The following is a 15,079-nucleotide window of genomic DNA, read 5'->3' on the forward strand; positions in this document are numbered from 1 at the left end:
AGGACACCGCCGAACTATTCTTTGAGGGTGCAGCCCCGGCCTGTTGGCCGGGGCTCACACGTGTTTAAGCGGGTGTTTCCCGCGCCCGCAGCCCAATAGCGGGTGGGCGGCGGTCAACCGGGGGTTCAGGGGCGGGTCTGTATGCGTAAAAAAAGGGGGCACGGGTCACCGCGATCAACACCGCGCCAGGGCGCGTGTGAAGAGGGCCGGGTGGCCAACGGCTCTCACGCAAGCGCCGTTTCTTATTGGCGCGCGATGTGAACTTGGCCCGAAAACCATTCCATAGTCGAGGCTACGGGGAAGTAGTCCACTAGCGTAGAGCTACGTTGTGTACCGCGAGTTGTCGCGGGACCGCCAACGGACCCTTATTCCTGCGGCCACGTTTACCTTCGTGGCTCGCCCCCTTGGAGGAGTTGCGGATTGTCCGACAACGAGAACTTTGAACCTGACTCGCGTTCTGCGAGCGAAAGCCGCGCCCGTACTCGAGGCGAGTATGGATCGCGAAAGCCGCGCACCGATGGTCGTCGTGGGGAGCATCGTGCGAGTAAGCGTGGTGACCGTGATTCTCGGGGAGAGCGCGGTCGTGACGGTAAGCGACGCTCATACGGTTCGGATCGACGTTCTCGTGACTCCCGTTCGGGACGCGACGGAGCTTGGAAGAATAACCGGAATGGGCGCGATGGCGGCGGCGGTAACTGGCGCGATCGTCGCGAGGGGGAAAAGTCTCGTCGCGATGGTGAACGTCGCTGGTCTAGGGATGACAGCCCGCGTCGTGATGGTGAGCGTCGCTGGTCCAGGGATGATAAGCCGCGTCGCGACGGGGATCGTCGCTGGAAAAAGGGTGAAAACAAGCACCACGATGGTAATCGGCGCCGCGGTGACGCCCAGGGCCGCGGGCAGCGCTTCAGCAAAGGGGAACGCGGCTATCGTGACCAGCGCGATAAGCGGCGTTTCGAGCAGCGTGCGCGGATGTCAAGCGCGGACGGGTTTGAGGCAGATCGCCAAGAACGCCTTCGCGAAGGGCGCGAACCATTCGTCCCGGCAGACATCACTGGAAACGAGCTGGCTCCCGAACTCCGCGCCACCCTCAAGGCCCTTACGAAGGAACAGATGGAGCGTGTGTCGCGCCACCTCGTCGCTTGCGCGATGCTGACCGAGAATGAACCGGAGCGGGCCCTCGAGCATGCGAAGTGGGCTGCGCGTTTCGGCGCGCGAGTCGCATCCGTTCGCGAGCTCTACGGCGCCCTGCTGTACGAGGCAGGCGACTACCGCGGCGCCATTCGGGAAATGCGCGCCGCCATGCGCATGAGCGGAAAAGTCGATCTCCTCCCGATCGTCGCCGACTGTGAGAGGGGCCTGGGGCGCCCTGAAAAAGCGTTCGATATCGCGCAGTCCGAAGAGGCAGCGAAGCTCACGAATGCGGAAACGATCGAGCTCATGATGGTCGTTGCCGGTGCATACGCCGATCTTGGAGATCTTGATACGGCCATCGCGACGCTCGAGATTCCGGCACTGCGCTCGAAGGTCGACGGCAAGTGGCAGTTCAGGCTGTGGCTGGCTTACGCCGACCTTCTCGAAGCCGCAGGGCGCGCCGATGAGGCGAAGAAGTGGGTTACGCTCGCTGCCGACGCAGACGTTAACGAGGAGTCCGATGCCTACGCCCGCCTTGGCCGTGCACCTCGACCGAGGGAAGCGGCCGTGGAACGGACGGAGGAAGAGATTGGCGTGTTCGACGTCGAGGCTGATTTTGAGCGGGCAGAGCGTGAAGCTGCTGAACGAGAGGCGGCGAAAGCCGAGCAAGCGTCGGATCACCACGATGTGAACGACGATCCAGATACGAGCGAGGACAGCGGTCCCTCTGAGCAGTCGCAAGGCGATGTTGACGCTCCGAATATGCCGAGTGGGGCCAACGCTGGCCTTGAGGCCTCGGGCGAGTCCGGCGATGAACCGGATCAAGCAATCGAGCCTCCGGTGCCCCCTCACGAGCCCACCGCACCAGATTCCCCATCCGACAAGGAGTAACGTGAAGCGCCCCGATCCAACGTTCCTCGACCTTTTCGATGCACTCCTGTTCGATATGGATGGGACGTTGATGAACGGTTCCACAGTGATCGAGCACGGGGTCGATGCCGTGGCAGCGGCTCGTGCGAGAGGGCTCGCGATTGCCTTCGCGACGAACAACGCCTCGCGCACCCCGGACATGGTTGTCGAGCACCTCGCGTCGCTCGGCTACGAAGCCCACGCGCACGAGGTCGTGAACTCGCCGATGGTTGCGATGAGCCTCGTGAGGGCGCACGTTGAACCCGGCAGCACAATCCTTGTCGTGGGCGGTCGAGGGCTCGTGGAGGAAGTTGAGCGGAACGGTTACACCGTGACGCGCGAAGACCGTGATGACGTCAAGGCCGTGATTCAGGGCTTCGCGCCGACCGTCGGGTGGGCAGATCTGGCGGAGGCGGCGTACGCGATTCGCCGCGGAGCATTTTTCGTCGCGACGAATATCGATTCGACCCTTCCCACCGAGAAGGGCTTCGCACCGGGCAACGGGTCGCTCGTGCACGCGCTCGAGTTTTCGACGGGGGTCAAGGCTGTAGCTGCGGGCAAGCCTGAGCCTGCGATGTTCAAGGTCGCGGCAGAAATCTCCAGCTCGAGCCGCCCCTTGGCAATCGGGGATCGCCTCGATACGGACCTCGAGGGCGGCAACCGCGCGAACGTTCCAACCTTCCACACGCTCACGGGGGTGTCGAGTTGGATCGATGCGGCACATGCGCCGGCTATTCAACGTCCCGTGTTTGTGCGGCCCAACCTTTCGTTCTTGGCGAAGAGCGCCGCGCACCCTGTCATTGACGCAGAGCGAGCGCATCTCGGCTCTACCGCGGCGCACCTCGAGGGCGGTGACATCGTCGTGACGGGCGACGCGTCGAGCTGGCGCGCGGCACAGGTCGTCCTGTCGCTCGTGAACGCGCGATTCCCCGAAAGCACGTTTGAGGGCGCGATTCGCGCTGCCTCGGGTGAGCTCTTTGGGCCATTTGGCGAATAAGGGTCCGCGCTGTGCCACGCCTCGATGCCGCACTCTTTGCGCGCAATCTCGCGTCCTCACGTACGCATGCGCGTCGCATCGTTGAGGAAGGGCGCGCACACGTCAACGGTAGCGTCGCCTGCAAACCCTCAATGAACGTGGCAGAGGGCGACGTTCTCGAAGTGCTCGGAGTTCCCGAAGGCGGCGAGTTCGCCTCGCGTGCGGCTTTGAAGCTCGAGGGCACGCTTGAGCGCCTTGGTGACCGGGCGCCTCGACTCGAGGGGGCTCGGGTTCTCGATTTGGGGGCCTCGACCGGCGGGTTTTCCGACGTTTGCCTGCGCCGGGGCGCTCGCCACGTGTGGGCTGTGGACGTCGGCCACGGGCAGCTCATTGCTCGCCTTGCAGGGCATTCGCGGCTGGCGAATCTCGAGGGGACCGACGCGCGCTGCGTGACCCGGACCATGCTCGCGGCGTATGAGCCCAGCGGAGTAGGCATTCCCGATGTCGTCGTCACCGACGTCTCCTTTATTTCTCTCACGCACATCCTTGGCGGCGCATCGCGCCTTGTCGAGCCGAATGCGAGCTTGCTCTTCATGCTGAAGCCACAGTTCGAGGTGGGACGAGCGCGATTGCCAAAATCGGGTGTCGTGACCGATCCGCAGGCGTGGCGCGATGCCCTTGTGAGCGTCACCGAGTGCGCGGCAAGCGTCGGCCTCGCGCTCCAGGCCCTGCACCCGAGCCCGCTTCCCGGGCAAGACGGGAATGTCGAGTTTTTTCTTCTGTGCGAAAAATTGCCCGCCGGCGCACGCGATCCAGAAGGCGAATGTGGAATGATCGAGGAGGCCCTCGCCGAAGCCGAGGGTCTTCGTCGTGAGGCACCCGCCGGCTCATGAGTGCCGCGAGTGCTGACCGTAAGGGAGGAGGAGAGCCCTGAGACGCTTTTTGCTGTACGTTCACTCGGGTCGAGGAGTGGCTCTCAAGGCAGCGCGTCAGGTCGCTGAGGACCTGCACGCCGCGGGCGTGAGGCCGATCGTGACCTCCGCGCAAGTGGAAGAAGTCTCCTCGCGGCCGGAAGATCCGGCTGCTCTCGCGCTTCTCGACACGATCCGTGCGGGTCGACTTGAGGTCCTCGACCACGAACAACTGCCGGCGGAAACGGAACTGTGCATTGTTCTCGGAGGCGATGGCACGATCTTGCGGGCGCTCGAGTTGATCCGCCCCTTTAGCATTCCCGTTCACGGTGTCAACCTTGGGCACGTGGGATTCCTTGCGGAGAGCGAGGTAGCGGAACTCGGGACAACGGTGCGCAGGCTTCTAACGCGCGATTACATTCTTGAGGCCAGAAGCGTCATCCGCACGAAAGCATATGCTGCCGATGGTGCGCTCCTGCATTCGGATTGGGCCCTCAACGAAGCGAGCCTCGAAAAGGGCGAACGCGAGCGCATGATTTACGTCGTCGTCGGCATCGACGGGCGTCCGGTATCCGAATTCGGCTGCGATGGGGTGCTCCTGTCGAGCCCTACGGGGTCGACCGCGTACGCGTTTTCGGCGGGCGGGCCCGTCATGTGGCCCGAGGTGGACGCGATGCTGCTCATTCCGCTCGCGGCGCATGCCCTTTTCGCACGCCCCCTCGTGATGGGGCGCTCCTCGGTCGTGGAGATCGAGGTGTCGCCTGAGTCGCCGTCGGCCGCAGTGTTGACGCTCGATGGACGGCGACAGGTTGAGCTTCCGCCCGGATCCAGGCTCGAGACGCACCTGTCGAAGAGTAGCGTTCATTTCGCCCGTTTCGCGGAGACCCCATTTGCCGATCGACTCGTCGAGAAGTTCAAGCTTCCCGTTGAGGGGTGGCGCGGCGGTAATCCCGATACGCGCTACGACTCGAACGCGGGGGAGAGCTGAATGCTGCGTTCTCTGTCGATTCGCCGGATCGGAGTTATTGACGACGCGTCGATCGAATTTGGGCCGGGTTTTACCGCGCTCACGGGCGAGACCGGCGCTGGTAAGACGATGGTTATCACGGGCCTCGGCCTCCTCATGGGGCGTCGCCTCGATTCCCGCCGCGCCGGTGTGTCAAGCACGGTGTCGGGCCGCGTAGGCCTCGCCCCGGGAACGCCCGTGCACGAGCGCCTCGATGAGCTCGGTGCCGAGGTCGAGGACGACGAAATTCTCGTCGTGCGCAGGGTGACAAAGGACGGACGCTCGCGTGCCCACATTGGTGGCGTTCCGGTTCCCGTGGGCACGCTTGGCGAGATCGTTGGCGGGGAGATTACGATTCACGGCCAAAGCGACCAGCTTCGCTTGCGCGAGCCGGCGGCGCAGCTTGGAGCGCTCGATTCGGTGTTGGGGGCGGAGGGCCGACGGTTGCTCGCCGAGCACCGCTTACTCTTTCGGGAGTTCGCTTCGCTCGAACGCGAGCTGAAGGAGCTGTCATCGTCTCTGCGCGATCGCGAGCAGCGCGAGGCGGAGCTCACCGAAATCCTCCAGGAGATAGAGCGGGCGGGCACGTTTGAGGGCGAAGATGACGCGCTGCGCGCGGAAATCGAACGCTTGGATGATACTGCTCAGTCGCTCACTGCCCTCGAAGGTGCGCTCATGCACCTTGCGGGCGACGAAGCCTCGAGCGTCCTGACCCATGCCGATGCCGCCGCGGCATCGCTTACTCAGGCGCCCGGTGCGTCGCAGGTTCTGGACCGCATTATTGCCTTGCGAGACGAGTCGAGCGATATTGCGCGCGAGATCTCGCTTCTGCGAGACGGGTGGGAGGCGTCGCCGGGCCGTCTCGAGGAGGCACAAGAGCGCTTGCACGAGCTCACAGTGCTCGTGCGTGAGTACGGGCCTCGCCTCGGCGGGGCGGAGAACGTGAGTGAGCTTCTGCTCCACTCGCGTGAGGCCCTCGAGGCCTTGCGTGCGCTCGAGGACGGCGCGGCGCGGCTTTCCGAGCTCGACAAGCGTCGCGTAGACCTTGACGCCGAACTCGCACGGATCGCCGATGCACTGAGCGGAGAACGCCACGAGGCCGCGGCGAAGCTTGCAGCCGAAATCGAGAACGAACTTGCCGGGCTCGAGATGCCCGGGGCATCTCTTCGTATTGACGTGACGCCGGCGCCTCGAAGTGCGAGCGGCACCGACGGTGTGTCGTTCACGATGCAGCCGCACCCCGGTGCCGAATACATGCCCGTCGCGACGGGCGCATCAGGCGGCGAACTTTCTCGCGTGATGCTCGCGCTTGAGGTGGCAATCGCCTCTCTTACGGACACTTCAGATGGCGGCACGCCCCCGGTATTCGTTTTTGACGAAATCGATGCGGGTATTGGCGGCCGTGCGGCGCGGGCGGTAGGAGAACGGCTTTCGAGGCTCGCCGAAAGTGCCCAGGTCATTGTCGTGACTCACCTGCCGCAGGTGGCTTCGTGGGCGAGTTGCCACGTCAGGATCGTGAAAGAGACACACAGCGATGGCGGCGAGGACCGCACGGTTTCGAGGATCGAACCGCTCGAGGGAGAAGCGCGGGTTCGCGAACTGGCGCGCATGCTCGCGGGAGATGCAGAAAGTGACGCCGCGCTTGAGCACGCCGCTGAGCTTCTCGCAACGTCAACGGAGGCTCGCGGCGCGTGAAACCTGGATTTACGTTCCCTATTGCCGGTCGAGCAAAGGTGGGCAAACGGACGAAGGACCTGACCAAGCGCGTCGAGGCTGGAGACATCGTGGTGATCGACCACGAGGATCTCGATCGCGTTGCGGCCGAGGCACTCGTTGATCGCGCGCCTGCGGCAGTCCTCAATGCGTCACCGTCGATCTCGGGGCGCTACCCGAACGCGGGCCCCCAGATCCTCGTCGAGGCGGGAATCCCGGTGCTCGATGTCCTGGATCAGGATCTGTTCGCGACGGTTCGCGAGGGGCGCTTCGTTGAGATCGACGAGAGCGGTGTATCTCTCAGCACGGGGGAGCGGCTCGAAGCGGAGCTTTACACGCCTGCGGTTCTCAACGACAAGCTCCACAAGGCGCGTGAGGGGCTCAGCGAGCAGCTTGAGGCGTTTGCCTCCAACACGATGGAATACATGCTTCGTGAGCGCGAGCTTCTCATCAACGGCGTTGGCACGCCGGAGGTCCGTACGCGATTCCAGGGCCGGCCCGTCCTTATTGTTGTGCGCGGCTACCACTACCGCGAGGACCTCGTGGCCCTCATGCCATTCATTCGTGAGAACCGACCTATCATTATCGGGGTCGATGGAGGAGCAGATGCCGTGCTCGATGCCGGCTACGGGCTCGACTTGATTATTGGCGACATGGACTCGGTATCCGATCGGGCGCTTGCGAGCGGCGCCGAGATTGTCGTGCACGCCTACCGCGATGGCCGCGCTCCGGGTATGGAGCGCATCCGTGAGCTTGGACTCGCCGACGATGCCGTGACTTTTGCGGCTTCGGGAACAAGCGAAGACATTGCGATGCTTCTTGCTGACGATCGCGGCGCCGACGTAATCGTCGCCGTCGGCACTCACGGAACGCTCGAGGAATTCCTCGACAAGGGGCGTGCGGGTATGAGTTCGACGTTCCTCACGCGGCTCCGAGTGGGCTCGAAGCTCGTGGACGCGAAGGGCGTCTCTCGCCTCTACAGGCAGCGCATCTCGACTTTCCAACTCGTTCTCCTCGTTGTTGCGGGGCTCCTGGCGCTCGCCGTCGCCATGGCGGTTACCGACGGTGGCCAGACGCTTATCCAGATTCTCGGTGCAAGGCTCGATGACACCTTGCGCTTTTTCACCGCTCTGTTTGTCCAGGGAGGACCGATCCCATGATCGACTTTCGCTACCACCTCGTTTCGCTCGTGGCGGTGTTCCTCGCACTCGCGATCGGCATCGTGCTCGGTGCGGGCCCTCTTCGCGACGGCGTGGGGCAAACCCTAACCGCGCAGGTCGAGCAGCTGAGGGTTGAGCGAGACGAAATGCGAGCCTCGAACGATGCCTTGAGCGCTGAGAACTCTGACCTCGAGGGATTCGTCAAAGCCGCGGGTGCGGGTCTGGTGACGGGCACCATGCACGGTGAGAAGGTCGCGACGATTGCCGATCATTCCTCGATGCATGACGAAGTCGAGGCGACGCGCACGCTCATTGAGGCCGCCGGGGGACAAACCGGACCCCAGATCGAGCTCGGTCAGGCGCTGTGGGATCCCGCGGCGGAAAGCGAACGGCGTTCGGCCCTGACGACAATCACCCAGACGTGGCCAGGCGTGAAGCCGAGTGGAACGTCGACCTCAGAAAAGCTTGCGTCCGTTATCGCGACGATTCTTGCCCCGAGCGAGGATCTTGACGATGCGGCTCGGCTCGAGATCGCAAAGGCTCTGAGCGCAAGCGGCGTTCTCACGCTCAAAGGTGATATTGAAGCGGTGGATTCCGTTTTGGTGCTTTCGGGCGAAGAGTCGCTCTTTTCGGTCACGAGTGACTCGCCGGAGGCGGCTGCGACCCGCTCGGACAACCTTGATAAGTCGCGCCGCGCGCTCGTGACGGCATTCGACGGCGAGGGCGTCACGGTAGCGGTTGGAGGTTCCTCATCCGTGCGCGGAGGTTCGGAGGGCCTAGTTTCGGCTGTGCGCACGAGTGATCTTCATGAGCGAGTCTCGAGCATCGACATGCTGACGTATGCGTCGGGTCCGGCGACGCTTACGCTCGCGCTTGCCGGTGCCCAGGTCGAAATGCCGGGAGCATACGGATCAGCGACCGATGCCGAGGCGCTCGTGCCCGATGCGTCCGCAATCCGCGAGAAGGTCGAAGAACGCAATGGTGATCGAAGCGAAAAGAAGCGCTCGGATGACACGGATGCGAGAGGGCAGACGAACGATGACGGGGCCTCCGCGAGCGACGGCGGTGGACAGTGACAAGTATCCTCCGACCGGTGGGTTTCGGTGCCGCAGCGGCAGCGCTTGCCTCGCGTGCATGCGCTCGCGCCCTCGCCAAGTGCCCTCCGTCGCTTCGTGCATACCTTGACCGCACCAATTTCCGCGGTGAGCCCGTCACTCTCGTCGAGGGGGTCGAGGTGGTCGGCGCGCTCTCGGCGGGTGCACTCGTAGGCCTCGGCGTGCCGTCGAGTGGTGCCGCTGCGCTCGTCGGTGCGGTGGGGCTCGCTGATGACATCGTCGAACCGATGCTCATGCGCAATGCTGAAAGCGCGCCCCCGAAGGGGCTGAAGGGGCATCTCGGTGCGCTTGCGCATGGGCAGCTCACCACGGGGAACATCAAGATTCTCGGGATCGCGGTGGCGGCGAGCGTGCTCGCGCGCGAGTGTGAGCGAGTCCGGGGCAGGGGCGAGTCCGACTCCGGCTTCGCCCGCAGTGCTCTTGCCGTCGTCGATCGTGGCCTCGACACCGTGCTGATCGCGGCCTGTGCAAACCTCGCCAACCTTTTCGATGTGCGGCCTTCGAGGGCGCTGAAGGCCACGAGCATTGGCGTCCTGATCGCCCTGTGTGGGCCCTCGCGCGAAGGAGCCTCGCGCTCTCGCAAGGCTCTCGCCGCCGCGCATGTGGCCGCGACACTCCTTGCCGCTCCGCGCGACTTCGGTGTGCGGGGGATGCTCGGGGATGCGGGAGCAAACGTCCTCGGGGCGAATGCGGGCACCCTCGCCGCGCTGTCGTCCTCGCGTGCCTTCCGCGCTGCGGCAGCCTCTGTGGCCGTGGGGCTCACGCTCGTGAGTGAACGGGTGAGCTTCACACGCATCATTTCCTCCTCGGAATTTCTGAGCGCGATTGACGAATGGGGGCGGTCATGAGCGCTACGTCACGGACACCGTCGCTCGTGCGAGCAACGGGTCTCATCGCTGTCGTCACGGTTCTCGCGCGGCTCGCAGGGTTCGCGCGATACCTCGTTTTCGGCGCGAGCGTGGGAGCGGGTGAGATTGGAACCGCCTATGCGAGTGCCAATCTTGTGCCGAGTGTCGTCTTCGAAGTTGCCGCTGGAGGGGCGCTCGCGAGCATGGTCATCCCGCTTATCGCGGGTCTTCTTGATGAGCCTTCCCGCCCGCGCGAAGGAGGCAGCCGCGTCGCCCCGCGCGAAAACGCCTCGAGCATCGTCTCAGCGTTGCTCACGTGGAGCGTTCTGCTCACGCTCATCCTCGCACTCGTGCTGTGGGCGCTTGCCCCCACACTCGCTCGAGCCATTCTTGGAACCGGTGCGCAAGCCGCCGATGCCGCAGCGATCGATCTTGGCGCTCGCCTCATGCGGGTTTTCGCCCTTCAGCTGCCGTTCTATGCGATTACGATCGTCCTTGGCGCGTACCTGCAGGCGCGACGCAAGTTTCTCTGGCCAGCTCTCGCACCGCTCATCTCGAGTCTCGTCGTCATGGCAACGTACGGCCTCTATGCCCTCACGGTCCCCGTGGGCGTGTCTGCGGGAACGCTCTCGAATCTCTCTGAAGCTGCCCTCGGGTGGGGGACAACTCTCGGGGTTGTCGCGATGGCGGTATGCGTAGTGTTTCCCGCGTTGCGATCGGGGTTTGTGTATACGCCCCAACTCGCCCTCACCAGAGGCGTGCGTGCGCGTGCCTTGGGACTTGCCGGCTCGGGTGTGGCAACCGTCGGCGCCCAGCAACTGACGACCGCCCTGATTCTTGCCCTCTCCGTTCGCGCGGGTGGAACGGGCACCCTTCCGCTGTTCCAGTACGGTCAGGCCGTGTACCTCCTGCCCTACGCGGTTCTCCTCGTCCCCGTTATGACGAGCGTGTTTCCCGAGCTTTCCGAGCTGCGGGCACTCGGTGATAGGGCAAAGTTTTCGGCGCTGACGCTTCGATCCGTCCAGGCGGTCGTGGCATTCGCAGCCGTGGGTGGGGCTGCGCTTTGGGGTGCGGGACTCCCCATCGATAAGTTTTTTGTGGCGATCGATCGCGCGGGGATCCGCGGCGTTGGCGCGGTCACGGCGGCGCTCGCCACAGGGCTGATCGCGTACGGCATCGTGATGCTGACCGCGAGGGTTCTCAATGCGGCGCTGAGGCCCGGGGAGTCTCTCGCGATCGGTGCGACCGGGTGGGGAATCGCGGGCGTGCTTATTCTCGTGACGGTCGTGACGTCCCCACCGCGATCGACGGCCACTGCCGGAGTCCTTTTTGGTCTGTGTATATCTATCGGCATGTGGATCGCGGCGATTGGCGGGCTCAACATCCTTCGCGAGCGGATCATGGTTCGCGAACACGTGCGTCCCCTTTTCACGACGGTCCTCGCCTCGGTTGTGGCGTCGGTCCTCGGCTCAATTGCGGGGCTCGCTCTCGCACAGCTCGCGAGTGACGCTTTTCGTGGCGCGTGGGGCTCGCTCGTGCTTGGCCTCGGGACGGGTACGGCTGGTGCAGCGGTGTGTCTGGGCGTGCTGATGATCGCCGATCGCTCTCTTGCGGCGCCAATCGTGGAGCTCGGCGCGCGAATCGTCAAGGCGACGAAGAAGGGGTAGGGCATGCGGCGTGTGATCCTCGTGCGGCCCCGCGCGGAAGGCGGTTTGCTCGCGCACGTGCGCGATGAGGCATGCGTGCTCGCTCGGGCAGGCGTACACGTTGTGGACGCGGGGGAAGCGCCGTGCTTCGACGACGCCACCTCGCATACCGCTGGGCCCGGAGTCGAACATCGGCACCTCGCGATCGCTTCGGGGGCTTCTCCGCTTGCGGCGCTTCGCGCACGGGCGAATCTGCGCGTGATCATTCGGGATGAACATCGCCGTGCACAGGGCGAACGGCTCACGGTTCATGCCCACGGCGCGCGTGCAGGAGCACTCACTGCCCTTGCGCTCATGACCGGGTTTCGCCCCCGCATTCGGCTCGTGACGACGCTTCATAATCGGATGCCGCGTACCGGCGTTGGCGCAGTCATCGGGCGAGCATTGTTCACGCTTGCCTCACGCCGTAGCGATCTTGTACTCGCGGTCTCGCCTGATCTCGCCGATGCCGCGCGCGCGAGTGGTGCACGCGCGGTTCAAAGGGCTCTCATTCCCGCTGCGCGCCCCGCGAGTTGCGGGTCGTTGCGAGCGTTCGACGGCGATGTCCTCGAGGTTCTGTGCGTCGCGCGCCTTGCTGCTCAAAAAGACCTCGCCTGCCTGTGTGAGGCAGTGCGGCTTGTGGAAGAGCAGTATCCGGGATCTCTTCGCGTAAAGATCGCGGGCGAGGGGCCGGAACGCGCACGGCTCGAAGAGTTTATCGAGAAACATGCGCTTCCCGTGGAGCTGCTTGGGCGTGTAGAGGACACCCGCGCCCTCATGCGCGAGGCGCACGTGGTGGTCCAAACGAGCGTGTGGGAAGGACAGCCGGTCGCGATTCAGGAAGCGATCGGTGAAGGCGCGGCGATCATCGCCACCGATGCCGGCGGGACGCGCTGGGTGACGGGCGAGCGCATTCCTCTCGTCGCGCCGGCGAATGCGCGCGAGCTGGCGGAACGGCTTATTGCCTTCGTGCCCGGACACCCGGGATCTGAGGAACGCCTCGACGAGCTTCGGGCTGCCTCCCGAGCACGCGCCGCTGAACTCCCAACCGAAGAGGACTTGATCGCTCAGCTCGAATCCGCGCTTTTCACGTTCGCCGACGACGAGGAGAACCAGCACTCATGACCACCTCCGAGAATTCGCTCGCCGACGATTTTTGCGCGCGACCCGTCGCTGAGAGTCGGACCGTGTATACGGGGCTCGTGTGGGATGTTGCGCGCGATACCGTCGATTTCGCGGCCGGTGTGAGGTTTACACGCGACTACGTCGCTCACACGGGCGCCGTCGCGATCCTCGCGCTCACGCCAGAGCGTGAAGTCGTCGTGATTCGCCAATATCGCCATCCGGCTCGCGCTCACATGTGGGAGCTGCCCGCTGGTCTACTCGATAAGGCCGGGGAAGACCCAGCCGTGGCAGCCGTCCGTGAACTCGAAGAAGAAACGGGCTACACGGCCGGCGCAGCGCACCACCTTCTCGATTACTACCCGAGCGCGGGCGGCTCGAACGAGAAAATCAGCGTGTATGTTGCGTTCGACTGCACGGAGGCGAAGGGCGTCGACTTCGAACGCGTCGACGAGGAAGCCGAAATCCTCACTCGTACGGTGCCCCTTGACGAGCTCGAGGATGCCGCGCTGTCAGGTCGCCTTCACAACAGTGCGCTGATCATCGCCACGCTCGCCTATACGGCACGCGTGCGCCGCGGCGAGGCCCCCGGCGCTTAACTGCGCGAGCGCGCGTACGAGCGCAGAGATTCGATGATCGCTGGCGTGACTTGAGCGGCTTGCCACGGGCGCGCGCCGACCGCTTCGAGCTCCTGCACGATCTGTTCGGGGCTCGCGTGTGGGATGCGATGCTCGGCCTCTGCACTGAAGTGATTCCACACCCAGTGGCGCATGTGACCGGGGGAGATGAGATTCTCGACGGGCATGTGAAGCTCTTCGGCGCGTGTGAGAAGCCCCTCGCGCACCTGTTTGTAGGCCTCGAGAACCTCGGGGTAGCGCCTAGACCACGAACGATGATTGGGGTAGGGGCCCAGGTCGCGCTTCGACGGCAAGTGAACGCGGGGCAGTTCTCGCGCTTCGCGGACGCATCGCCACCACTGCTCGCGGTGCTTGAGGTTCTTCGGTGCGGCGTTGTCGAACTCCTGGCGTCCCTTGCTCGAGGCTTTTGCCATGGCCACGAGTGCCTTGTCGCGCAGCACCATAAACGGCGCGACGTCCGAATTACGCGCGATTGCATCGCGCCTTTCCCACATCGATCGCGCGACCGCGAGTTGCAGGGGGCTTTTGAGCTGGCCGAGGCCGTGCAGGCCGCGCCACGGCTCGTCGGGAACTTCCGGGTGGGCGAACGTGGCTTCGAAGGTAAATTCCTCACGTGCCCACGACGTCTTGTGAGCGTCGTCGAGCATGCGTGTGAGCACGGTTTTGAGTTCGGCGAGGTACTCGACGTCGAGCGCGGCGTAGTCGAGCCACGATTCCGGAAGTGGGCGCTTGGACCAGTTGGCGCTCGAATGCTCCTTGGCAAGCCGAACTTCGAGCAGTTCTTCCGTGAGAGCCCCGAGACTCACCCTGGGAAGTCCGAGGAGGCGCGCAGCTACCTCGGTGTCGAAAAGTGCGACCGGTTCAAGCCCGAGCATGGCGAGTGAGGGAAGGTCCTGCCTCGAGGCGTGAAGAATCCACGGATGCGAGTTCATGATGTCCGTGAAGGTTCCAGGCAGTTGGCACGCGAGGGGATCAAGCAGCAATATCCCTGCCGCCTCCGTCTTGATCTGCACGAGGTAGGCCTTAGCGGAGTATCGGTAGCTCGAAGCGCGCTCGACGTCGATCGCTAGGTCCTCGTCGGCTTTGACACGCGCGCACCACTCGAGGATGCCCTGAACGGTCGTGACGAGGGGCGGCGTGCCACCCGCGGGCTTTTTAATGAGGGGCGCGCACTCGGGATCCGGCAACTGGTCGTGGGAATCAGTCATGAACGTTCTAGTGATCCTTCGAGGCTGAAAGATGAGGCGCCCTCGCGCGGTGGGACGGATGCAGAGGGCTCACGGAGAGTGGCTGGGGCGGAAGGCCACCTGCGGCGCAGAGGATCGCGGACCACGCGCCGAAATGGGCGCCGAGGTCGAGGGAGTCCGGGCTCCATGATGCGCGCATCTCGATGTCGACCGTCGTGGGGCGGGCGGCGAGTGAACCGTAGCTTTGGGAAACGACGCGCGTCACGGTACACCCAAGTTCGTGGGCTTCGGTCCCCGCAAGCTCAAGCGATTCGGTGACCCAGCTCCACGCCACATCGCCGAGCATGGACTCGAGCGCGAACTCGTGTTCGAGCTGGGCTTGCATCAAGGTGACGATTCGTGCGCGACCGCTCCAGTCCTCCCTGCCCTCAGGGTCGTAGAGCACGATGAACTTTCCGCTCGCGAGATCAGCGTCGTGCATGACGACATCGGCCTCGGCTGCCCACGAAAAGGGAGCGAGTCTGGAAGGAGCGGGAATCTCCTCCCACTTGACCTCGTGGCGAATGGGCGCAGCGGTGAGCGCATCGATCGCGCTCACGAATTCCTCGCGTTCCTGGGGAAAGTGATGAATGGCCACGGCCGCTAACTTATCGTTGACTTACCGCGTCGTGGCGGAGG

13 protein-coding genes are annotated in these 15,079 nt (G+C 64.4%); 11 read left to right on the forward strand and 2 right to left on the reverse strand.

Annotated elements, in window-relative coordinates:
- Window positions 1–969: 969 nt before the first annotated feature.
- From HMPREF3157_RS07080 to HMPREF3157_RS07130, 11 genes are read left to right on the forward strand one after another with little or no spacing between them, the layout of a single operon-like run.
- Window positions 970–2,022 (forward strand): hypothetical protein, encoded by a 1,053-nt coding sequence (locus tag HMPREF3157_RS07080; protein WP_141740651.1) that lies wholly within the window; start codon window positions 970–972, stop codon window positions 2,020–2,022.
- Window position 2,023: 1 nt separating this feature from the next.
- Entirely contained in the window at window positions 2,024–3,037 is a 1,014-nt protein-coding gene (locus HMPREF3157_RS07085; RefSeq protein WP_246816551.1) for an HAD-IIA family hydrolase, read from the forward strand.
- An 11-nt stretch (window positions 3,038–3,048) separates the two neighbouring features.
- Window positions 3,049–3,909: a TlyA family RNA methyltransferase gene (locus HMPREF3157_RS07090; RefSeq protein WP_070435965.1), complete on the forward strand. Its 861-nt coding sequence runs from the start codon at window positions 3,049–3,051 to the stop codon at window positions 3,907–3,909.
- Window positions 3,910–3,946: 37 nt separating this feature from the next.
- Window positions 3,947–4,915 (forward strand): NAD kinase, encoded by a 969-nt coding sequence (locus HMPREF3157_RS07095; protein ID WP_070435966.1) that lies wholly within the window; start codon window positions 3,947–3,949, stop codon window positions 4,913–4,915.
- On the forward strand, window positions 4,916–6,628 hold the full coding sequence (gene recN / locus HMPREF3157_RS07100; RefSeq protein WP_034372883.1) for a DNA repair protein RecN: 1,713 nt from the start codon (window positions 4,916–4,918) through the stop codon (window positions 6,626–6,628).
- Window positions 6,625–7,806: a putative cytokinetic ring protein SteA gene (steA, locus tag HMPREF3157_RS07105; protein WP_070435967.1), complete on the forward strand. Its 1,182-nt coding sequence runs from the start codon at window positions 6,625–6,627 to the stop codon at window positions 7,804–7,806. Before recN ends, steA begins: the two co-directional genes overlap by 4 nt.
- Window positions 7,803–8,882: a copper transporter gene (locus HMPREF3157_RS07110; protein WP_070435968.1), complete on the forward strand. Its 1,080-nt coding sequence runs from the start codon at window positions 7,803–7,805 to the stop codon at window positions 8,880–8,882. Before steA ends, HMPREF3157_RS07110 begins: the two co-directional genes overlap by 4 nt.
- On the forward strand, window positions 8,879–9,769 hold the full coding sequence (locus tag HMPREF3157_RS07115; protein WP_210386283.1) for a hypothetical protein: 891 nt from the start codon (window positions 8,879–8,881) through the stop codon (window positions 9,767–9,769). Before HMPREF3157_RS07110 ends, HMPREF3157_RS07115 begins: the two co-directional genes overlap by 4 nt.
- Window positions 9,766–11,436, forward strand: a complete 1,671-nt coding sequence (gene murJ, locus HMPREF3157_RS07120; protein ID WP_070435969.1) for a murein biosynthesis integral membrane protein MurJ — start codon at window positions 9,766–9,768, stop codon at window positions 11,434–11,436. Before HMPREF3157_RS07115 ends, murJ begins: the two co-directional genes overlap by 4 nt.
- 3 nt (window positions 11,437–11,439) lie before the next feature.
- Window positions 11,440–12,579: a glycosyltransferase gene (locus HMPREF3157_RS07125; RefSeq protein WP_016664391.1), complete on the forward strand. Its 1,140-nt coding sequence runs from the start codon at window positions 11,440–11,442 to the stop codon at window positions 12,577–12,579.
- Entirely contained in the window at window positions 12,576–13,175 is a 600-nt protein-coding gene (locus HMPREF3157_RS07130; RefSeq protein ID WP_070435970.1) for an NUDIX domain-containing protein, read from the forward strand. The genes HMPREF3157_RS07125 and HMPREF3157_RS07130 overlap by 4 nt, the downstream gene beginning before the upstream one ends.
- On the opposite strand, the gene HMPREF3157_RS07135 is transcribed toward HMPREF3157_RS07130, so the two are convergent.
- Both HMPREF3157_RS07135 and HMPREF3157_RS07140 read right to left on the reverse strand, forming a co-directional pair.
- A complete protein-coding gene (locus tag HMPREF3157_RS07135; protein ID WP_070435971.1) occupies window positions 13,172–14,422 on the reverse strand; it encodes an HRDC domain-containing protein in 1,251 nt (416 codons plus the stop codon). The genes HMPREF3157_RS07130 and HMPREF3157_RS07135 overlap by 4 nt on opposite strands.
- A 7-nt stretch (window positions 14,423–14,429) precedes the next feature.
- Complete coding sequence (locus HMPREF3157_RS07140; protein ID WP_070435972.1) at window positions 14,430–15,038, reverse strand: DUF3000 domain-containing protein; 609 nt, start codon at window positions 15,036–15,038, stop codon at window positions 14,430–14,432.
- Window positions 15,039–15,079 lie beyond the last annotated feature (41 nt).

Origin of the sequence: Dermabacter sp. HMSC06F07 (genome assembly GCF_001807345.1) — a bacterium.
GTDB classification, from domain to species: Bacteria; Actinomycetota; Actinomycetes; order Actinomycetales; family Dermabacteraceae; genus Dermabacter; species Dermabacter hominis.